This is a genomic window from Geobacillus sp. DSP4a (assembly GCF_013096875.1).
Lineage (GTDB): Bacteria > Bacillota > Bacilli > Bacillales > Anoxybacillaceae > Geobacillus > Geobacillus thermophilus.
Window position 1 is genome coordinate 117,207 of record NZ_SDLD01000001.1, and the last position, 21,490, is coordinate 138,696.

Annotated in this window: 19 protein-coding genes and 2 pseudogenes; 19 read left to right on the forward strand and 2 right to left on the reverse strand. The window is 57.4% G+C overall.

Features of this window, described 5'->3' with window-relative positions; translation table 11 throughout:
* Positions 1–83 precede the first annotated feature (83 nt).
* From lspA to ETC02_RS00680, 14 genes and pseudogenes are all read left to right on the forward strand, one after another.
* A complete protein-coding gene (gene lspA, locus ETC02_RS00620; protein ID WP_171697963.1) occupies positions 84–575 on the forward strand; it encodes a signal peptidase II in 492 nt (163 codons plus the stop codon).
* On the forward strand, positions 576–1,490 hold the full coding sequence (locus ETC02_RS00625; RefSeq protein ID WP_063211162.1) for an RluA family pseudouridine synthase: 915 nt from the start codon (positions 576–578) through the stop codon (positions 1,488–1,490).
* A 253-nt stretch (positions 1,491–1,743) separates the two neighbouring features.
* Complete coding sequence (gene pyrR, locus ETC02_RS00630; RefSeq protein ID WP_063211164.1) at positions 1,744–2,283, forward strand: bifunctional pyr operon transcriptional regulator/uracil phosphoribosyltransferase PyrR; 540 nt, start codon at positions 1,744–1,746, stop codon at positions 2,281–2,283.
* Between the two features lie 157 nt (positions 2,284–2,440).
* Complete coding sequence (locus tag ETC02_RS00635; RefSeq protein WP_025039345.1) at positions 2,441–3,742, forward strand: solute carrier family 23 protein; 1,302 nt, start codon at positions 2,441–2,443, stop codon at positions 3,740–3,742.
* Between the two features lie 169 nt (positions 3,743–3,911).
* Entirely contained in the window at positions 3,912–4,838 is a 927-nt protein-coding gene (locus ETC02_RS00640) for an aspartate carbamoyltransferase catalytic subunit (protein ID WP_033006049.1), read from the forward strand.
* Entirely contained in the window at positions 4,801–6,087 is a 1,287-nt protein-coding gene (locus tag ETC02_RS00645; protein ID WP_033011287.1) for a dihydroorotase, read from the forward strand. Before ETC02_RS00640 ends, ETC02_RS00645 begins: the two co-directional genes overlap by 38 nt.
* Position 6,088: 1 nt before the next feature.
* Entirely contained in the window at positions 6,089–7,183 is a 1,095-nt protein-coding gene (locus tag ETC02_RS00650; protein ID WP_033011286.1) for a carbamoyl phosphate synthase small subunit, read from the forward strand.
* Positions 7,176–10,373 (forward strand): carbamoyl-phosphate synthase large subunit, encoded by a 3,198-nt coding sequence (gene carB, locus ETC02_RS00655; protein WP_033011285.1) that lies wholly within the window; start codon positions 7,176–7,178, stop codon positions 10,371–10,373. The genes ETC02_RS00650 and carB overlap by 8 nt, the downstream gene beginning before the upstream one ends.
* Entirely contained in the window at positions 10,370–11,143 is a 774-nt protein-coding gene (locus ETC02_RS00660; protein ID WP_033011284.1) for a dihydroorotate dehydrogenase electron transfer subunit, read from the forward strand. Before carB ends, ETC02_RS00660 begins: the two co-directional genes overlap by 4 nt.
* Positions 11,140–12,081 carry a dihydroorotate dehydrogenase gene (locus ETC02_RS00665; RefSeq protein ID WP_050368483.1) on the forward strand — a complete coding sequence of 314 codons (942 nt, stop codon included), beginning with the start codon at positions 11,140–11,142 and terminating at the stop codon, positions 12,079–12,081. The genes ETC02_RS00660 and ETC02_RS00665 overlap by 4 nt, the downstream gene beginning before the upstream one ends.
* Positions 12,053–12,772 carry an orotidine-5'-phosphate decarboxylase gene (gene pyrF, locus ETC02_RS00670; RefSeq protein ID WP_050368484.1) on the forward strand — a complete coding sequence of 240 codons (720 nt, stop codon included), beginning with the start codon at positions 12,053–12,055 and terminating at the stop codon, positions 12,770–12,772. Before ETC02_RS00665 ends, pyrF begins: the two co-directional genes overlap by 29 nt.
* Positions 12,769–13,392: an orotate phosphoribosyltransferase gene (pyrE, locus tag ETC02_RS00675; RefSeq protein ID WP_063211166.1), complete on the forward strand. Its 624-nt coding sequence runs from the start codon at positions 12,769–12,771 to the stop codon at positions 13,390–13,392. Before pyrF ends, pyrE begins: the two co-directional genes overlap by 4 nt.
* Before the next feature lie 130 nt (positions 13,393–13,522).
* Positions 13,523–13,615: pseudogene (locus ETC02_RS18320) on the forward strand (RHS repeat-associated core domain-containing protein); the annotation flags it as partial.
* Positions 13,606–13,781, forward strand: a pseudogene (locus ETC02_RS00680) (IS1634 family transposase); the annotation flags it as partial. The pseudogenes ETC02_RS18320 and ETC02_RS00680, both read left to right, overlap by 10 nt.
* Positions 13,782–13,796: 15 nt before the next feature.
* On the opposite strand, the gene ETC02_RS00685 reads toward ETC02_RS00680, so the two are convergent.
* Positions 13,797–14,357 (reverse strand): Uma2 family endonuclease, encoded by a 561-nt coding sequence (locus ETC02_RS00685; RefSeq protein WP_063211169.1) that lies wholly within the window; start codon positions 14,355–14,357, stop codon positions 13,797–13,799.
* A gap of 248 nt (positions 14,358–14,605) precedes the next feature.
* Positions 14,606–16,345 (reverse strand): Rqc2 family fibronectin-binding protein, encoded by a 1,740-nt coding sequence (locus ETC02_RS00690; RefSeq protein WP_063211171.1) that lies wholly within the window; start codon positions 16,343–16,345, stop codon positions 14,606–14,608.
* Between the two features lie 315 nt (positions 16,346–16,660).
* On the opposite strand from ETC02_RS00690, the gene ETC02_RS00695 reads away from it, so the two are divergent.
* The 5 genes from ETC02_RS00695 to rpoZ all read left to right on the forward strand — a co-directional run bounded on the left by ETC02_RS00695 (position 16,661) and on the right by rpoZ (position 21,451).
* Entirely contained in the window at positions 16,661–19,333 is a 2,673-nt protein-coding gene (locus ETC02_RS00695; RefSeq protein ID WP_171697964.1) for a cation-translocating P-type ATPase, read from the forward strand.
* A 92-nt stretch (positions 19,334–19,425) separates the two neighbouring features.
* Entirely contained in the window at positions 19,426–20,301 is an 876-nt protein-coding gene (locus tag ETC02_RS00700) for a YicC/YloC family endoribonuclease (RefSeq protein ID WP_171697965.1), read from the forward strand.
* Positions 20,302–20,340: 39 nt separating this feature from the next.
* A complete protein-coding gene (gene remA / locus ETC02_RS00705; protein WP_033011206.1) occupies positions 20,341–20,619 on the forward strand; it encodes an extracellular matrix/biofilm regulator RemA in 279 nt (92 codons plus the stop codon).
* 11 nt (positions 20,620–20,630) lie between these two features.
* A complete protein-coding gene (gene gmk / locus ETC02_RS00710; RefSeq protein ID WP_080706534.1) occupies positions 20,631–21,248 on the forward strand; it encodes a guanylate kinase in 618 nt (205 codons plus the stop codon).
* A gap of 2 nt (positions 21,249–21,250) precedes the next feature.
* Positions 21,251–21,451, forward strand: a complete 201-nt coding sequence (gene rpoZ / locus ETC02_RS00715; RefSeq protein WP_011230668.1) for a DNA-directed RNA polymerase subunit omega — start codon at positions 21,251–21,253, stop codon at positions 21,449–21,451.
* Positions 21,452–21,490 lie beyond the last annotated feature (39 nt).

Sequence of the window (21,490 nt, forward strand, 5' to 3'; positions counted from 1 at the left end):
AAAAGCGGCAAGGCTGCCTTGGGGCGGCCTTGCCGCTTCATTTGTTTGCCATGGCGAATTATGCTACAATGCAAAAAGGATGAATGAGAAGGACAGGGGGATTTGGCACGGTGGCATACTATTGGATTGCAGCGGCGGTCGTCATCCTCGACCAATGGACGAAATGGCTTGTCGTCCGCTATATGCGACTTGGGGAAAGCATCCCGATCATCGACAACGTGCTCTACATTACGTCGCACCGCAATCGCGGGGCGGCGTGGGGCATGCTGGAAGGGCAGTTTTGGCTCTTTTATTTAATTACGGTGATCGTCGTGGCGGCGATCGTGATCTACATCCGCCGCCTGAAGCCTTCTGAACGCCTGGCGGGCGTAGGGCTTGGGCTGATGCTCGGTGGGGCGATTGGCAATTTTATCGACCGCGTATTCCGGAAAGAAGTGGTCGACTTTATTCATACGTACATCGGCACGTACAGCTTTCCGGTGTTCAATATCGCCGACTCGGCGCTGACCGTCGGCGTCATCTTGCTGTTTGTCCATATGTTTTTTTTCGCGACACCAGAGAAAGGGAATGAGTAGATGGACACGATCACGTTTCACATCGAAGACGAATATGACGGCGAACGAATTGATAAAGTGATCGCGGCGCTCAATGAGGAATGGTCGCGTTCGCAAGTGCAGCAATGGATCAAAAGCGGGCTTGTGACCGTCAATGGCGAGACGGTCAAGGCGAACTACAAATGCGAGGCAGGCGACGCGGTCGCCGTTTCACCGCCGGAGCCGGAGCCGCTTCATGTCGAGCCGGAGCCGATTCCGCTTGACATTTATTATGAGGATGAGGATGTCCTTGTCGTCAACAAACCGCGCGGCATGGTCGTCCACCCGGCGCCCGGGCATATGCGCGGCACGCTTGTGAATGCGCTTCTCGCCCATTGCCGCGACTTGTCCGGGATCAACGGCGTGCTTCGCCCCGGCATCGTCCATCGCATTGACAAAGACACATCAGGACTGTTGATGGTGGCGAAAAACGACGCCGCCCACCGCTCGCTCGTCGAGCAGCTGGTGAACAAAACGGTGACGCGCCGCTACAAGGCGATCGTCCACGGCGTCATTCCGCACGATTATGGCACGATCGATGCCCCGATCGGCCGCGACAAGCGCGATCGAAAGAAAATGGCGGTCACCGAGGAAAACGGCAAGGAAGCGGTCACCCATTTCCGCGTGCTCGAGCGGTTTCGCCATTATACGTATGTGGAGTGCCAGCTGGAAACGGGGCGGACGCACCAAATTCGCGTCCATATGAAATACATCGGCTACCCGCTCGCTGGCGACCCGCAATACGGGCCGAAAAAAACGCTCGCCATCGACGGCCAGGCGCTGCACGCCGGGGTGCTCGGCTTCCGTCATCCGAGAAGCGGCGAGTATTTGGAATTCGAAGCGCCGTTGCCGCCGGAGTTTGCCGAGCTGCTTGACTGGCTGCGAAAAAACGATTGACAAACGAACACGCCCCCTTTACAATGAAAACAGGTGAACAGGAACCTTTAAGTTCAGTCCTGTGAGGCTGAAAAGGGGTCGGAATGACAAAGAAGGGCGATGTATGCCCATCTTGTTTGGCGATAAGCGCGCCATCCCCCGCTTCACAGGCGGGGGATTTTTTTATGAAAACAGGCGGGAACGGCCTGGTTGGCGCGCCGCCTGCGGAAACACGCTGGCCGCGGCGTGCATGCGCTTTTAGGAGGTGGACGGAATGCAAAAGGCGGTCGTGATGGATGAACAGGCGATTCGCCGCGCCTTGACGCGCATCGCCCACGAAATCATCGAGAGGAACAAAGGCATTGAAAATTGCCTATTGGTCGGCATTAAAACGCGCGGCATTTACTTGGCGCGCCGCTTGGCTGAGCGGATCGAGCACATCGAAGGGGCGTCCGTTCCCGTCGGCGAGTTGGACATTACGTTGTACCGCGACGATTTGACGGTGAAGACGGACGACCATGAACCGCTTGTGAAAGGAACGAACGTGCCGTTTCCGGTGAGCGAGCGGAATGTCATTTTAGTCGATGATGTGCTGTTTACCGGCCGGACGGTGCGGGCGGCGATGGATGCGGTCATGGATTTGGGCCGCCCGTCGCGCATCCAGCTCGCCGTGCTTGTCGACCGCGGCCATCGGGAACTCCCGATCCGCGCTGATTTCGTCGGCAAAAACGTGCCGACCTCCCGTTCGGAGCTGATTGTCGTCGAGCTTTCCGAAGTGGACGGCCTTGACCAAGTGTCGATTCATGAGAAATAAAACAGCTCCCTTTTAAGCGCAGTCCCGTGAGGCTGCAAAAGGGGTGGAATCGTTTCGGGCGTTTCTGCACCCTCTTTGCGCCTTCATGGGCAAAGAGGGTGTTTTTGTGCACACTAAAAAACGAACTTCGCTCATTTGGCGAAAGGAGAGGCGAAAGATGAACAAACCGGTGTTGGATATTCAAGACCGCCCGACTGTGGGGCAATGGGTGACGTTAAGCTTGCAGCATTTATTCGCCATGTTCGGGGCGACGATTTTAGTGCCGTACTTAGTCGGGTTGGATCCGTCGATCGCCTTGCTCACAAGCGGGCTCGGGACATTGGCGTTTTTGCTCATTACGAAATGGCAGGTGCCAGCGTATCTTGGCTCCTCGTTCGCCTACATCGCGCCGATCATCGCGGCGAAAACGGCCGGCGGCCCGGGAGCGGCGATGATTGGCAGCTTCCTCGCCGGATTGGTGTACGGGGTTGTCGCCCTCATCATTAAAAAAGCCGGCTACCGCTGGGTGATGAAGCTGCTGCCGCCGGTTGTCGTCGGTCCGGTCATCATCGTCATCGGTCTCGGCTTAGCCGGCACGGCGGTCGGGATGGCGATGAACGGCCCGGACGGCAAATACAGCCTGCTTCATTTCTCGGTGGCGCTTGTGACGCTCGCGGCCACGATCGTCTGCTCGGTGCTTGCGCGCGGCATGTTGAGCTTGATTCCAGTGCTTGTCGGCATCGTTGTCGGCTACGTTTACGCCCTCGCTGTCGGACTGGTTGACTTGTCGAAAGTGGCGGCGGCCAAATGGTTCGAATGGCCGGATTTCTTGATTCCGTTTGCCGATTATCCGGTGCGCATCACTGCCGAGATCGTCATGCTCATGGTGCCGGTGGCGATCGTCACCTTGTCCGAACATATCGGCCACCAGCTTGTGTTAAGCAAAGTCATCGGCCGCGACCTCATTCAAAAACCGGGGCTGCACCGCTCGATTTTAGGGGACGGAACAGCGACGATGATTTCCGCCTTGCTCGGCGGCCCGCCGAAAACGACGTACGGGGAAAACATCGGCGTGCTCGCGATCACCCGGGTTTACAGCGTCTATGTGCTCGCCGGCGCGGCGGTCATCGCGATCGCCTTTGGCTTCGTCGGCAAAATCACGGCGCTGATCAGCTCGATTCCGACGCCGGTCATGGGCGGCGTGTCGATCTTGCTGTTTGGCATCATCGCCTCGTCCGGATTGCGGATGCTCGTTGACAGCCGCATCGACTTCGGCGCGACGCGCAACTTGGTCATCGCCTCGGTTATCTTGGTGATCGGCATCGGCGGTGCGGTGCTGAAAATCAGCGACAGCTTCCAAATTACCGGGATGGCGCTCTCGGCGATTGTCGGCGTCCTGCTCAACTTAGTGCTGCCGGGGCGTCCGCAAGAAGCGGAAAACTTATTTGAAGCTGAAAACGACAGCGGCCATGTTGCCTAAATCGAATACAAAACACCTTTTAATTAAGTCCCGTGAGGCTTAAAAAGGTGTGAAAACAGGCGCATCCAGGGCCGGAGTGCACCTTCTCCGGTTCTGCCATGCGCTGATCGTCACACCTTGCCCAGCCGGCAAGGTGTTTTTTTGCAAAAAAAGAAAGGGAGAGAGGCCAATGACCCATCTTTTTACATTGAGCGAACTGCCGCTTTCCGACATCACCCGGCTGCTTGATGAAGCGGAAGCGTTCCGCCGCGGCCGCGCTTGGCGCCCGGCCGCGCCGATGTATGTCGCCAATTTGTTTTTCGAACCGAGCACGCGCACGAAATGCAGCTTCGAGATGGCGGAACGGAAGCTTGGGCTTCATGTCATCCCGTTTGACCCGGAACGGTCAAGCGTGCAAAAAGGGGAGACGCTGTACGATACGGTCAAGACGCTTGAAGCGATCGGCGTTGACGCGGTTGTCATCCGCCACCACGAAGATGCGTATTTCGAAGCGCTCCGTCATGCGGTCGGCATCCCGGTCATCAACGCCGGCGACGGCTGCGGGCATCATCCGACCCAGTCGCTCTTGGACTTATTGACGATTCGCCAAGAGTTTGGCGCTTTCACTGGCTTGACGGTGGCGATTATCGGCGACATCCGCCACAGCCGCGTCGCTCGCTCCAATGCGGAAGTGTTGACACGATTGGGCGCGAACGTCCTGTTTTCCGGACCGGAAGAGTGGAAAGACGAAACGAATCCGCACGGGACGTACGTCGAACTCGATGAGGCCATCGCCTGCGCCGATGTCGTGATGCTGTTGCGCATCCAGCATGAACGCCATGCGGAAACGATGGGGCTGACGAAAGAAGAGTACCATGCTCGGTACGGGCTGACGCTTGAGCGGGCGCGGCGGATGAAACCAGGGGCTGTCATTTTGCATCCAGCGCCGGTCAACCGCGGGGTCGAAATCGCCAGCGAACTCGTCGAAGCGAAAGCATCACGCATTTTTAAACAAATGGAAAACGGCGTCTACGTGCGGATGGCGGTCTTAAAACGGGCAATGGAAGGGAGAATGGAGCATGGGCGTATGGCTGAAAAATGGCATGTCGTTCAATGAAGAGGGGAAATTGGTGCGGACACATCTCAAAATGGAACACGGAACCATTGCGGCGATCCTGTATGAACAGCCGCTCGAAGCGGATGGGGAAGACGTGATCGACGTCGGCGGTCGTCTCATCGCTCCCGGCTTGATCGACTTGCACGTTCATTTGCGCGAACCGGGCGGCGAGGCGAAAGAAACGATTGAAACGGGCACGCTCGCCGCGGCGAAAGGCGGTTTTACGACGGTTGCCGCCATGCCGAACACAAATCCGGTGCCGGACCGGAAAGAACAGATGGAACGGCTGCAAGCCCGCATCCGCGAAACGGCGCACGTCAACGTGCTTCCGTATGCGGCGATCACGATCGGACAAAAAGGGGAAGAGCTGGCTGACTTTGCGGCGCTCAAAGAAGCGGGAGCGTTCGCGTTCACCGATGACGGCGTCGGCGTCCAGTCGGCCGGGATGATGTATGAGGCGATGAAGCGGGCGGCAGCGCTCGATATGCCGATCGTCGCCCATTGCGAGGACGATACATTAAAAAACGGCGGCGCGGTGCATGACGGCGAGTTCGCCCGCCGGCATGGGCTCGCCGGCATTCCATCCGTCTGCGAAGCGGTGCACATCGCCCGCGACGTCCTGCTCGCGGAAGCAGCGGGATGCCATTATCACGTCTGCCATATCAGCACGAAAGAGTCGGTGCGCGCCGTCCGCGACGCGAAGCGGGCGGGCATCCGCGTCACGGCCGAAGTGACGCCGCACCATTTGCTCTTGTGCGACGAAGACATTCCAGGGTTGGATGCAAACTACAAAATGAACCCGCCGCTGCGCAGCCGCGCGGACCGCGAGGCGCTCATTGAGGGCCTGCTCGATGGCACGATCGATTTTATCGCCACGGATCATGCGCCGCATACAGCAGCGGAAAAAGCGAAAGGCATCGAGGCGGCGCCGTTTGGCATCGTCGGGCTCGAGACGGCGTTTCCGCTCCTATATACGCATTTTGTCAAAACGGGTGTGTTTTCATTAAAGCAGCTTGTCGACTGGCTGACGATCAAGCCGGCGCAATGTTTTGGCCTTAAGGCCGGGCGGCTTGCCGTCGGGGCGCCGGCGGACATTGCGGTCATCGATTTGGAAACGGAAGAAGCGATTGATCCCGAGACGTTTGCCTCAAAAGGGAAAAATACGCCGTTTGCCGGCTGGAAATGCCAAGGCTGGCCGGTGATGACGTTTGTCGGCGGAACACTCGTATGGAAGAAAGGAAGAGAATGACATGAAACGGCAGCTCATTTTGGAAGACGGTTCGTTTTTTGTCGGCGAAGCGTTTGGCAGCACGAAAGAGACGACCGGCGAAGTCGTCTTTAACACCGGCATGACCGGGTATCAAGAAATTTTGACCGACCCGTCGTATTGCGGGCAAATTGTGACGATGACGTATCCATTGATCGGCAACTACGGCATTAACCGCGACGACTTTGAAGCGATCCGCCCGTACGTGCACGGATTCATCGTCAAAGAAGCGTGCGTGACGCCGTCCAACTGGCGCGGCGAACTGACGCTGGATGAGTATTTAAAAGAAAAAGACATTCCGGGACTCGCGGGCATTGACACGCGCAAACTGACACGGATCATCCGCCAACACGGAACGCTGAAAGGAATGATTTGCGGGCTGGATGTCCATCCGGCGGAAGCGGCGACCAAGCTGCGGGCGATGGAGTGGCCGCGCGACCAAGTGCGGCGCGTCTCAACAAAAAGCGCCTACCCAAGCCCGGGGCGCGGCGAGCGTGTCGTCTTGATCGACTTTGGGATGAAGCACGGCATTTTGCGCGAACTGAACAAGCGAAACTGCGATGTCATCGTGTTGCCGTACAATGCGACGGCGGAAGACGTATTGAGCTGGCATCCGGATGGGGTCATGCTCTCGAACGGACCGGGCGACCCGAAAGACGTGCCGGAAGCGATCGAGATGATCCGCGGGATCTTGGGCAAAGCGCCGCTCTTTGGCATCTGCCTCGGCCATCAGCTGTTCGCCTTGGCATGCGGGGCGAATACGGAGAAGATGAAATTCGGCCATCGCGGCTCGAACCATCCGGTCAAAGACTTGCGCACCGGCAAAGTTGCCATCACGGCGCAAAACCATGGGTATACGGTCACGCATGAATCGCTTGCCGGCACGCGCCTTGAGGTGACGCACGTCGCCTTAAACGACGGCACGGTCGAAGGGCTCCGCCATCTCGATTTCCCGGCGTTTACGGTGCAATACCATCCGGAAGCGTCGCCGGGGCCGGAAGATGCGAATTCGCTGTTTGACGAGTTTTTGGCGCTCATCCGTGAGTTCAACAAGAAAGGGGAAGTCATCCATGCCTAAACGCCGCGACATCGAAACGATTTTAGTCATCGGCTCGGGGCCGATCGTCATCGGCCAGGCCGCCGAGTTCGACTATGCGGGAACGCAAGCGTGCTTAGCCCTAAAAGAAGAAGGATACAAAGTCATTCTCGTCAACTCAAACCCAGCGACGATCATGACCGATACGGAAATCGCCGATAAAGTGTACATGGAGCCGCTGACACTTGAGTTTGTCGCCCGCATCATCCGCAAGGAGCGGCCGGACGCAATTTTGCCGACGCTCGGCGGCCAGACCGGCCTCAACTTGGCGGTGGAACTGGCCAAAGCCGGGGTGCTCGAGGAGTGCGGCGTCGAAATTCTCGGCACGAAGCTTGAAGCGATCGAAAAAGCGGAAGACCGCGAACAGTTCCGCGCTCTCATGAACGAGCTTGGCGAGCCGGTGCCGGAAAGCGCGATTATTCACAGCTTGGAAGAAGCGTACGCCTTTGTCGAACAAATCGGCTATCCGGTCATCGTCCGTCCGGCGTTCACGCTCGGCGGCACGGGCGGGGGCATTTGCACGAACGAAGAAGAGCTTGTCGAGATTGTGTCAACCGGCCTGAAGCTGAGTCCGGTGCACCAATGCTTGCTTGAACGGAGCATCGCCGGCTACAAGGAAATCGAATACGAAGTGATGCGCGACGCCAACGACAACGCGATTGTCGTCTGCAACATGGAAAACATCGATCCGGTCGGCATTCATACGGGTGACTCGATCGTCGTCGCCCCGAGCCAGACGTTAAGCGACCGCGAGTATCAGCTGCTCCGCAACGCGTCGCTTAAGATCATCCGCGCGCTTGGCATCGAAGGCGGCTGCAACGTCCAGCTGGCGCTTGACCCGGACAGCTTCCGCTATTACGTCATTGAAGTGAACCCGCGCGTCAGCCGCTCGTCGGCGTTGGCGTCCAAAGCAACGGGGTATCCGATCGCGAAACTGGCGGCGAAAATCGCCGTCGGGTTGACGCTTGATGAAATGATCAACCCGGTTACCGGGAAAACGTACGCCTGCTTCGAGCCGGCGCTCGATTATGTCGTCACGAAAATTCCGCGCTTTCCGTTTGACAAATTTGAATCGGCGAACCGCCGCCTTGGCACGCAAATGAAAGCGACCGGCGAAGTGATGGCGATCGGCCGGACGTTTGAAGAATCGCTGTTAAAAGCGGTTCGTTCGCTCGAGATCGGCGTGCACCATCTCGAATTGAACGAAGTAAAAAACGCGGCGGATGACGTGATCGAAAAACGGATCCGCAAGGCGGGCGACGAGCGGCTCTTTTACATCGCCGAGGCGCTCCGCCGCGGGGTGGCGGTCGATACGTTGCATGAATGGAGCCAAATTGACCGCTTTTTCCTGCATAAGATTCAAAACATCATCGAGATGGAAACGGTCTTGAAAAACCATCCGGGCGACCTTGACGTGCTAAAGAAGGCGAAAACGCTTGGGTTTTCCGATGCGGCGGTGGCGGCATTATGGAACAAAACGGAGCGCGACGTTTACGCGCTGCGCCGCCAGGAAGGCATCGTGCCGGTGTACAAAATGGTCGATACGTGCGCGGCCGAGTTCACGTCGGAAACGCCGTACTACTACAGCACGTACGAGGAAGAAAATGAATCGATCGTGACGGGAAAACCGAGCGTCATCGTGCTTGGCTCCGGCCCGATCCGCATCGGCCAAGGGATTGAGTTTGACTACGCGACGGTCCATTGCGTCTTTGCGATCAAACAAGCCGGCTACGAGGCGATCATCATCAACAACAACCCGGAAACGGTCTCGACCGACTTCAGCACATCGGACAAACTGTATTTCGAACCGTTGACGGCTGAAGATGTGATGCATGTCATCGACCTCGAACAGCCGGTCGGCGTCATCGTCCAATTCGGCGGTCAGACGGCCATCAACTTGGCGGCGGAACTCGAAGCGCGCGGCGTCCGCTTGATTGGGACGACGCTTGAAGATTTGGACCGTGCCGAAGACCGCGACAAATTTGAACAGGCGCTCTCAGAGCTTGGCATTCCGAAACCGGCCGGCAAAACGGCTGTTTCGGTCGAAGAAGCGGTTGCCATCGCCGAAGAAATCGGCTATCCGGTGCTCGTCCGCCCATCGTACGTGCTCGGCGGCCGGGCGATGGAAATTGTCTACAACCGCGAAGAGCTGCTTCATTACATGGAACATGCCGTGCGCGTCAATCCGCAGCACCCGGTGCTTGTTGACCGGTACATCACCGGCAAGGAAGTCGAAGTCGACGCCATCGCCGACGGCGAGACGGTCGTCATTCCGGGGATCATGGAACATATCGAACGGGCCGGGGTCCATTCCGGCGACTCGATCGCCGTCTATCCGCCGCAAACGTTAAGCGATGACGTCATCGCAAAAATTACGGACTATACGGTGAAACTGGCGCGCGGGCTGCATATTGTCGGGCTGTTGAACATCCAGTTCGTCGTCGCAGGAAGCGACGTCTACGTCTTGGAAGTGAACCCGCGCTCAAGCCGCACGGTGCCGTTTTTAAGCAAAATCACCGGCGTGCCGATGGCGAATCTCGCCACGAAAGCCATTTTAGGGGCGAAGCTCGCCGACATGGGCTATGAGACGGGCGTCTGCCCGGTGCGCCCCGGCGTGTACGTGAAAGTGCCGGTGTTCTCGTTTGCGAAATTGCGCAACGTCGACATTTCGCTCGGCCCGGAAATGAAATCGACCGGCGAAGTGATCGGCAAAGACATGACGTTTGAAAAAGCGCTCTATAAGGGGCTCGTCGCCTCGGGCATCCAGATCCAGCCGCACGGGGCGGTGCTGTTGACGGTGGCCGACAAAGACAAAGAAGAAGCCGTCGAGCTGGCGCGCCGCTTTGCCGACATCGGCTATCAGCTGCTGGCGACGAACGGCACGGCGGAAACGTTGAAAGCGGCCGGCATTCCGGTGACGGTCGTCAATAAAATCCACTCGGCGTCGCCGAACATTTTAGATGTCATCCGCCAAGGGAAGGCGCAAGTCGTCATCAACACGCTGACGAAAGGGAAGCAGCCGGAAAGCGACGGCTTCCGCATCCGCCGCGAAGCGGTCGAAAACGGCATCCCATGCTTGACGTCGCTTGATACGGCAAGGGCGATGCTGCAAGTGCTCGAATCGATGACGTTTTCAACGACAGCGATGACGGAAGGGCTGGTGCGCTCATGATCGGCCGCGAACGAATGACGGTCGCAAGCCAGCGGCGGATCGCCGAGCGGACGTATGAATTGACGCTTGCTGGCCGCCTCGTGCAACAGATGAAACAGCCGGGCCAGTTCGTCCATGTGAAGGTAGCGGCAACGGCCGATCCGCTTTTGCGCCGCCCGCTCAGCCTTTGCCATATCGATCGGGAGCGCGGACAGTGCACGATCATCTACCGCCAGGAAGGAAAAGGCACCGCGCTGTTGGCGCAAAAACAGCCGGGCGATGCGGTCGATGTGCTCGGCCCGCTCGGCAACGGCTTTCCGCTCGAGGCCGCGCCGGCGGGCGGCCGGGCGCTGCTGGTCGGCGGCGGCATCGGCGTCCCGCCGCTCTATGAACTGGCGAAACAGCTCACAAAGCGCGGCGTCAAAGTGGTGAGTGTGCTCGGGTTTCAAACGAAAGCGGCCGTCTTTTATGAAGAGGAATTCGCCGCGTTTGGGGCGACGTATGTCGCAACCGATGACGGCTCGCACGGAACGCCGGGGCGCGTCACCGATGTGATCGAAGCGCGTTCGCTTGAGTTTGACGTCTTATACGCCTGCGGTCCGAAGCCGATGCTTCGGGCGCTGGCGGAACGGTTTCCGAACCGGCCGGTGTACGTGTCGCTCGAGGAGCGGATGGGCTGCGGCGTCGGGGCGTGTTTCGCCTGCGTCTGCCATGTGCCGGGGAGCGAGACGGCGTATAAAAAAGTATGCAGCGATGGCCCGGTGTTTCGGGCCGGGGAGGTGGTGCTATGAACCGGCTTGCCGTTGAACTGCCGGGTCTTTCGCTCAAAAACCCGATCATGCCGGCGTCCGGCTGTTTCGGGTTTGGCCGCGAGTACGCCCAATTTTACGATTTAAGCGTGTTAGGCGCCATTATGATCAAGGCGACGACAAAAGAGCCGCGCTTTGGCAACCCGACGCCAAGGGTGGCAGAAACGCCGGCGGGGATGTTAAACGCCATCGGCCTGCAAAACCCCGGCCTTGACAAAGTGCTCGCAGAAGAGTTGCCGTGGCTTGAACAGTTTGACGTCCCGATCATCGCCAACATCGCCGGCTCGACGGTGGAAGAATACGTCGAAGTGGCCGAGGCGATCTCGCAGGCGCCGAACGTCCATGCGCTAGAGCTCAACATTTCCTGCCCAAACGTGAAAAAAGGCGGGATTGCGTTCGGCACCGTGCCGGACGTGGCCGCGGAACTGACGCGGCTTGTCAAACAAGTGTCCGCCGTGCCGGTGTACGTGAAGCTGTCGCCGAACGTCACCGACATCGTGGCGATGGCAAAAGCGATTGAACAAGCGGGCGCCGATGGCTTGACGATGATCAATACGCTCGTTGGCATGCGCATCGACGTGAAAACAGGCCGCCCCGTTTTGGCCAACGGCACCGGCGGCTTATCCGGCCCGGCGGTCAAACCGATCGCCATCCGCATGATTTACGACGTGAGCCAGGCGGTGTCGATTCCGATCATCGGCATGGGCGGCATTCAAACAGCGGAAGACGTGCTTGAGTTTTTCTATGCCGGCGCGAGCGCGGTTGCCGTCGGAACGGCCAACTTCGTCGACCCGTTCGTCTGCCCGACGATCATCGCCGACTTGCCGGCGCTGCTCGATGAACTCGGGATCGGCCACATTTCCGAATGCATAGGAAGGAGCTGGAAGACCGGTGCACACGCCGTTCATTGTCGCGCTTGATTTTCCATCAAAACAAGAGGTGGAGCGGTTTTTGTGGCCGTTTGCCGGAACGCCGCTGTTTGTGAAAGTCGGCATGGAGCTGTACTATCAGGAAGGTCCCGCCATCGTCGCGTTTCTCAAAGAACAAGGGCATGCCGTCTTTTTAGACTTAAAACTGCACGACATCCCGAATACGGTGAAACAGGCGATGAAAGGGCTCGCCCGTGTCGGCGCCGATTTGGTGAACGTCCACGCTGCCGGCGGCCGGCGCATGATGGAAGCAGCCATCGAAGGGCTTGACGCCGGCACGCCAAGCGGAACAATGCGGCCGCGCTGCATCGCTGTCACCCAGCTGACGAGCACGGACGAGCGGATGCTTCATGAGGAGCTGTGGATTTCCCGCCCGCTTGTGGAAACAGTCGGCCATTACGCCGCCTTGGCGAACGAAAGCGGCCTTGATGGCGTCGTCTGCTCGGCGAACGAAGCGGCCTTCATCAAAGAACGGTGCGGCGCCTCGTTCCTCGCCGTCACCCCGGGCATCCGCTTTGCCGATGAGGCAGCGCACGACCAAGTGCGCGTCGTCACGCCAAAGCGCGCCCGCGAGCTCGGCGCCGACTACATTGTCGTCGGCCGCAGCCTCACCCGCGCCGCCGATCCGCTGAAAGCCTACGAACGCCTGCAGCACGAATGGAACGGAGGAGAGAAAGAATGAAACACGACATCGCCGCCAAATTGCTTGAAATCGGGGCGGTCGCCCTGCAGCCGAACGAACCGTTTACCTGGTCCTCGGGCTTGAAATCGCCGATTTACTGCGACAACCGCCTGACGCTCGCTTACCCCGACGTGCGCCGCCTGATCGCCGCCGGCCTCGCCGAACTCATCCGCACCCAGTTTCCCGAAGCGGATCTCATCGCCGGCACCGCAACCGCCGGCATCCCGCACGCCGCCTGGGTGAGCGAACGGCTCGGGCTGCCGATGTGCTACGTCCGCAGCCAGGCGAAAGCGCACGGCAAAGGAAAACAAATCGAAGGCAAAGCCGAACCGGGCCAGCGCGTCGTCGTCATCGAAGACTTAATCTCGACGGGCGGCAGCTCGCTTGCGGCCGTCCGCGCCTTGAAAGAAGCGGGCTGTGAGGTGCTGGGCGTCGCCGCCATTTTCACGTACGGGCTCGACAAAGCGAAACAGGCGTTTGCGGCAGAGAATTTGCCTGCCTACACGCTCACCGACTACGACACCCTCATCGAAACGGCCGTCCGCCTTGGCGCCGTCAGCGAGCACGACTTGGCGACATTGCGAAAATGGCGGGAGAATCCGGAGGAGTGGGGGAACTAACATCAACGCAAGGGAAAAGGGGCTGACGCAAAAGCCCCTTTTTGATGAAAGTTCACCGAAGTACTAGGATTCTTTCTCCATTTTGACGACAAATCTTTTACTCATGCAAGCTTCTACAAGAAAATAAAATCAAAACTTCACGACAGGAAACGGAGCCGGCGCTACTTTTACGTATGATGACCGCGGCCTCGTGGAAAGCGTTTCGGTCGGTACGGCGGCCGGAAACGGACCCGACCAACCGGACAAGCGATTTTTCAATGGTTTTGGTATGTGAGAATCGTTCTGTTGGAACTGCCGGATGGGCAAATCCAACGCAGGCTGGGGAAACCACCCCTGATCAGCGAAGGATTCTGCAGGGCTTGGGCATGGATGAGAGCATTGACGTGTAAGTCATACGGATATTTTTATTGAAAAAATAATCGCCTCGCCTCGAGAGAAAAATCGGTAAATAGAAAAGAGATGATGGTTTCATTTTCCCCAAACGCTTCTCTTTTTTTAAAAAATCCATCTTCTAACCCAAATACTTCAATCGTTTTATACAAAGGGTCAACAATCCAATATTCTTTTACACCAAATTGTTCGTATAGTTTAAATTTTTCATTTCGATCTTTTAATGCTGTAGACGGAGAAAGAACCTCGACAATGAGTGTTGGTGCGCCTAAACAGCCGTTTGGTGTTAAGTTGTTTCGATTGCAAATGACAGAAATATCGGGTTGAACGACATGTTTTGCATATGTGTAGTCATCGTTTTCGGAGAGACGAACATCAAACGGAGCAATGGCAACGTAGCCATCTTTATTTTGAAAGTACGAACGAAACGCAAACGATAGTTCCATAACGGTAAACTGATGCTCCCACGTTGGAGAAGGGCTCATGTTGTAAGCTTTTCCATCAATAAGCTCCCAACGCCCATCCCATTGAATATAATCGGCATACGTATACAGTTTGGATGGTTCTGGATTCATCGGATCTCCCTCGCTTTTTTCATTATTATACCATATCCAAAACGGCAACGATGATTGAAGATAACAAATTGCATTCGCGATGGCGGCTTGTGGTTGACTCGACAAGTTTGCAAAGCGGGCTGTCCATAAGGCCAATGCAGCTGGTCTTACAGACAGCCCGTTGTCTTTGATGCGGCGCTGGACCGTTTCGGTTTGCGGGAGTTCGCGCGAATCGCCCGATGCCGTGTTGGGCGGTCATTGGGGCGGGTTTACGATGGTTTTGCCGCTTGTTGTTTTTGCCGTTGTTTCATGGCGCGGACGAGTTCTTCATCCGGCGTGACGTAGAGCGTTTGCTCGTGTTCATAAATGACAAACCCCGGCTTGGCGCCGCTCGGTTTTTTCACGTAGCGGATGCGCGTGTAGTCGACAGGCACCGACCCGGAGTGGCGGGCTTTGCTGAAGTAGGCGGCCAAGTTTGCCGCCTCGAGGAGCGTCTCGTCAGACGGCTGCTTGCTCCGGATGACGACGTGCGAGCCAGGGATGTTTTTCACATGCAGCCAAACATCGTCCTTATGGGCGAGTCTGGTCGTGAGATAATCGTTTTGTTTGTTGTTTTTGCCGACGAGTATTTCCGTGCCGTCGCTTGCGATGTAGCGGTCGAGCTCAGGGACGGCGGTTTTCCGCTTTTTCGCTCCTTTGGCCGCGCGCGGGCGCAAGTAGCCTTGTTCGATGAGCTCGTCGCGGATTTCCTCGATGTCTTTCGGCGAGGCGGTTTCGAGCTGGCTTAAAATCGTGTCGCAATAGGCGATGTCTTCTTTCGTCCGCTCGATTTGTTGTTGCACGACGGCGAGCGAGTTTTTCGCTTTTTGGTATTTTTGAAAGTACTGCTGCGCGTTCTCGGACGGCGATTTTTGCGGGTCGAGCGGAATGGTGACCGTGCCTCCGTTTTCGTCGTAGTAGTTTGCGACCTCGATTTCCGTCATGCCGCGCTTTGCGGCGTACAAATGGGCGGTGAGCAGCTCGCCGTACAGCCGATACATGTCGGCTTGTTTCGCTTCCTCCAGCGTCTGTTCGAGCTTGAGGAGCTTTTTTTCGTTTTTCGCTTTTTCGTTTGCCATGAGCCGCTCGATGTCATGGGCTTGCTGCTTGACGCGGTCGCGCTCGGCCTTGCCGAAATAAAAGCGGTCGAGTAGCTCGCTTGCGCTCGCAAACGGCTGGCCTTCGATTTGCAAGTGCCGAAGCGGCAACACGTAAAACCATTCTTTTTCCCCGTTCGTGTACATCATCGGGGCAAAGCGGCGGCCGCGCACGTCATCGATGAGCGAAAGAAAGCTTTTTGGCAGCGTCGCCCGGTTGGCGAGCCCGGCGCGGAAGACGGCTTCGTTGGCAAATAGCGGCGAAAGGCCGCTGAAGGCGGAGACAAGCTGTTGGGCGAGCTTGCCGGCGTGAAAGTCGAGTTTTTTCAGCACCGTTTCTTCCGTCGCTTCAAGCGGATTCAGCTTGCCGTGCGTCGGCGGAGCGACGTACGGGTGCCCGGGAAGCACCGTCCGGTAGCGGTTGACCGATGGCGGCAAATGTTTCAAGCTGTCGATGATCGTGTTGGTCGATGCATCAACGAGGATAATGTTGCTATGGCGGCCCATCACTTCGATGATGAGCCGCTTCGTCTGCAGATCGCCGAGTTCATCGCGGCCTTTTGCATCGATGATGATGATGCGGTCGAAATCGGCTTGGCGGACCGACTCGATGATGCTTCCTTCCAACTGTTTGCGCAGCCGCATGCAAAACATCGGCGGCTCGGGCGGATTGTCGTACGTTTCGTTTGTCAAATGGACGCGCGCATACGTCGGATGCGCCGACAGCATCACTTTATGATTCTGGCCGCGGGCGCGCACGAGCATGACGATCTCATACGCCGACGGCTGGTGGATTTTCGTGATCCGCCCCCCTGTGAGCGCTTCTTCGAGTTCGTTGACAATAGCATAAGTAAACACTCCGTCGAACGACATAGAAAAACACCTTTCTGTTTCGGTTGTTTGCTATTTCGATCTTACCATACGACCCGCCGTTTTGAACATTTCTTTGAATATTACCTGAAGACGGACGAAGATGCCCGACGAACATGTTGCATAAAATGGGGAGGCCCGCTTTTTTGACACGATTTTTTCCCTTATGGGGGAGATGGCGTGGCAAAGGGCCCCACGACTCCTTATGTTTGTGTCGCTAAACATCATGGCGGGGACTATCATTTTTTGGGACATGTATGAATAAGCATAGAGAAGCGGGAACGGCGTGCGAAAAAATGGAAGGACGGAGGGAGACAGATGCAATGGCATACGCTCGCGGCAAGCGATGTCGCGCACGAGACGAAGACGAATGTCAAAACCGGGCTTACGGCGGCGGAGGCGGAAAAACGGCTGCGGCAGTTCGGGTACAACGAGCTGGCGGAAGGGAAGAAGGAGTCGGCCATCGTTGTCTTTTTTCGCCAGTTTCAAGATTTTATGGTGCTTGTGTTGCTTTTGGCGACGGTGATTTCCGCGTTTTTAGGCGAGTATGTGGATGCGGTGGCGATTGTCGTCATCGTGATCATGAACGCCATCCTGGGGTTTATCCAGGAGCGGCGGGCGGAAAAGTCGCTTGCCGCCTTAAAACGGTTGTCCGCTCCGCAAGCGGTTGTGTTGCGCGGCGGGGAGTGGGTGAAAGTCCCCACGCGCGAGCTTGTTGTCGGCGATGTGGTGAGACTTGCAAGCGGCGACCGGGTCGGGGCCGACATCCGCTTGATTGAGGCGGCCGGCCTGGAAATCGAGGAGTCGGCGCTGACGGGCGAATCAGTGCCGGTGGCCAAATCCGCCGCCCCGCTTCATACAGAACAGGCGTCGTTGGGCGATTTGCACAATATGGCGTTTATGGGGACGCTCGTGACAAGAGGGAATGGGGTCGGGATTGTCATCGCCACTGGGATGAAAACAGCGATGGGACAAATCGCAACGATGCTCGAAGAGGCGGATGCGGGGGCAACCCCGCTCCAGCGCCGGCTCGAGCAGCTTGGGAAAATTTTGCTTGTCGTCGCATTGGCGCTGACGGCAGCGGTCGTGGCCGTAGGTGTCATTCAAGGGCACGACCTGTATGAAATGTTTTTGGCTGGTGTGTCGCTCGCGGTCGCCGCCATTCCGGAGGGGTTGCCGGCCATTGTGACGGTCGTCTTGGCGCTTGGCGTGCAGCGGATGATCAAACGAAACGCCATCGTCCGCAAGCTTCCGGCGGTGGAAACGCTCGGCTGCGCTTCGGTCATTTGTTCCGACAAAACGGGGACGATGACGGAAAACATGATGACCGTCACGCAAGTATGGGCAGGCGGGCGGACCGTTGCGGTCAGCGGCGTCGGGCTGGAAGCGCGCGGGGAGTTTTCCGAGCGCGGGCGCACGATTGATCCGAACCGCGTTCCCGAGCTCGCTCGCCTATTGACAATGGGGGTGCTTTGCAATAGTTCGGAGTTGAAAGAGGAAAACGGCCGGCGTTACGTCGACGGCGATCCGACGGAAGGAGCGCTGCTGGTCGCGGCGGCCAAAGCTGGATTGGCGAAAGGAATGCTTTTGCGTGAGTACACGATCGAACAGGAGTTTCCGTTTGATTCCGAGCGGAAAATGATGACGGTCATCATTCGCGACCGGAACGGGCGGCGGTTCGTTGTGACGAAAGGGGCGCCCGATGTGCTGCTTGAGCGGGCGGACCGCCTGGAATGGAACGGGCGCGAGCAGGCGCTGACCCCGGCGTGGAAAGAGACGATTGAGAAGGCGATTCGCCAGATGGCGTCTTCCGCCTTGCGCACGATTGCCATTGCGTATCGGCCGCTTGCGGAAACGGAACGGATCGAGTCGGAGAAGGAGGCGGAGACGAAGCTTCGGTTTCTCGGCGTCGCCGGCATGATCGATCCGCCGCGGCCGGAGGTGAAGCAGGCGGTGGCGCGATGCAAAGAGGCGGGGATGAAAACGGTGATGATCACCGGCGACCATGTGTTGACAGCCACCGCCATCGCCAAACAGCTTGGCGTGCTCCCGCCTGGCGGAAAAGTGATGGATGGGGCGACGTTGTCGAAGCTGTCGGTCGATGAGCTCGAACGCGAGGTCGATAATATTTATGTGTTTGCCCGCGTCTCCCCGGAGCATAAGCTGAAAATTGTCAACGCCTTTAAGCGCCGCGGTCATATTGTCGCCATGACCGGCGACGGGGTGAACGACGCGCCGGCATTGAAAGCGGCGGATATCGGCGTCGCGATGGGCCGGTCGGGGACGGAAGTGGCGAAAGAGGCGGCGTCGCTCGTTTTGTTGGATGACAACTTTGCGACGATTGAGGCCGCGATCGAAGAGGGGCGCAACATTTACGAAAACATTCGCAAGTTTATCCGCTACTTGCTCGCCTCGAACGTTGGGGAAATTCTCGTCATGTTGTTTGCGATGCTGCTTGCCTTGCCGCTGCCGCTCGTGCCGATTCAAATTTTATGGGTCAATCTTGTCACCGACGGTTTGCCAGCCATGGCGCTCGGGCTCGACCAACCAGAAGAAAACGTGATGAAGCGGCCGCCGCGCCGTCCCGATGAAGGGGTGTTCGCCCGCGGGCTCGGCTGGAAAATCGTAAGCCGCGGCTTTTTGATCGGCGTTGTTACGCTGGCTGCGTTTCTGACCGCCTATGAACGGAGCGGCGCGGATCTCGTTTACGCCCAGACAGCGGCGTTTGCGACGCTTGTGTTGGCCCAATTGATCCATGTGTTCGACTGCCGTTGTGACCATTCGGTTTTTGACCGCAGTCCGTTCGGCAATATGTATCTCGTTGCAGCGGTGATCGTGTCGCTGCTGTTGCTGCTGGTCGTGATCTACTCCCCGCCGCTGGCTGCCGTGTTCCATACGAAGCCGCTTGCGGCCGTCGATTGGCTGCTCATCATCGGTTTGTCCGCCTTGCCGACCTTTTTGTTTGCCGGCTCGCTTTTTACGAGAAAATAAAAGGATGGATATGTTATAATAAAAAAGGTGATAGAGGAGCGCTCTATGACCTTTTCTTTTTCATCAACGACGGACGCAACGGATGTGATGGCATGGTTTACAGCATGACTGGTTTTGGCGCGAGCACGAAAAAAACGGACCGCTTGACGGTGGCGGTGGAAATGAAATCGGTCAACCACCGGTTTTGTGAAATTTCCATTCGCCTCCCTAGACAATGGCTCGTGTTTGAGGATAAAATAAAAAAAGCAATTTCACCGTACGTGCGACGCGGAAAAGTGGAAGTGTTCGTCACGATCGCCGGAGAAGGGCTTGTGAAACGGAGCGTACATATCGATTGGGATTTGCTTGGCCAGTATTGGGCCGGAGTGCAGGAAGCCGCAAAGCGATTTGCCATTGACGGCAGCGTGACGGCGGCCGAGCTGCTTCGGCTTGATGGGGCCGTCGAAGTGGTGGAAGAGGAAGGAGCGAACGAGCAGGTCGAGCCGTTGCTTTTGGCCGCTGTCGATGAAGCGGCAAAGGAACTTGTGGCCATGCGCCGGCGCGAAGGGGAGGCGCTGGCCGCGGATTTGCGCGCCCGCCTTCATGAAGTCGAAGCCGGGGTGAAAGTCATTGAGCAGCGGGCGCCGCTTGTAGTCGAGCAATACCGCGAGCGGCTTGCGCGCCGCCTGCGCGAATGGGCGCCTTCTCCGGTTGATGAAGCGCGGCTGCTCACAGAAGTGGCGGTGTTTGCGGAAAAGGCGGACATTCACGAGGAATTGAAACGCATCCGCAGCCATTTGGCGCAAATGACGGACGTCCTTGAGGCGGACGAACCGATCGGGAGGAAGCTTGACTTTTTGGTGCAAGAGCTGAACCGCGAAGTGAACACGATCGGCGCCAAGGCGAACGACAGCTTGATCGCCGCGCAAGTCGTTGAGATGAAAAGCGTGCTTGAGAAAATGCGCGAGCAGGTGCAAAACGTGGAATAAACCGTTTAAGGCGGCTTGCCGGCGGCAAAACTATGACATATGGCAGGTGGGCGCGTCATGATGAGATTTATTAACATTGGGTATGGAAATATGGTGTCGGCCACCCGCATCATTACGATTGTCAACCCTGATTCGGCGCCGATTAAACGGATCATCCAAGATGCGCGCGAAAGCGGCAAGCTCGTTGACGCGACGCACGGCCGAAGAACGCGCGCGGTCATCATCACCGACAGCGATCACGTCATTTTATCGTCCGTACAGCCGGAAACGGTGGCGAACCGCTTGTACGGAAGCGATGATTTCTCCGAGGAAGGGTAGGGTTTTCAACGTTGAAAAGCGAACGTGGATTGTTAATCGTCATGTCAGGGCCGTCCGGCGTTGGCAAAGGGACGGTGCGCAAAGCGCTGTTTTCGCGTCCTGACATCAAGCTTCATTATTCAGTGTCCGTCACAACACGCAAGCCGCGCGAAGGCGAAGTGGAAGGCGTCGACTATTTCTTTCGGACGCGCGAGCAGTTTGAACAAATGATTCGGGAAAACAAGCTGCTCGAATGGGCCGAGTATGTCGGCAACTATTACGGGACGCCGATTGATTATGTGGAAAAAACGCTCGCCGAAGGGAAAGACGTGTTTTTGGAAATCGAAGTGCAAGGAGCGATGAAAGTGCGGCGGGCGTTTCCAGAGGCGCTCTTCATTTTCTTGGCCCCGCCAAGTCTCACGGAGCTTGAAAAGCGGATCATCGGACGCGGCACCGAGTCGAAAGAGCTGATTGAAAATCGGCTGCGGGCGGCGAAAGAGGAGCTTGAAATGATGGATGCGTACGACTATGTCGTGGAAAATGATGAAGTCGAGCTCGCCTGCGAGCGGATCAAGGCGATTGTCACGGCTGAGCATTGCCGGCGCGAACGCGTCGCCGAGCGATATAAACGGATGTTGGGGGTGGAATGACGATGCTGTATCCTTCCATCGATTTGCTGATGCAAAAAGTGGACTCCAAGTATAAGCTTGTCACGGTGGTGGCCAAACGGGCACGCGAGTTGCAGGACGGTGCGGAGCTGATGGTGAAAAAGCCGGTGTCGAAAAAATTTGTCGGCCAGGCGCTCGAGGAAATTGCCGGTGACAAGGTCGAATTAGTGGAAGAGGAAAAATAACAACCTAGCTTTAGGTTGTTATTTTTTTCAATGTCGGGG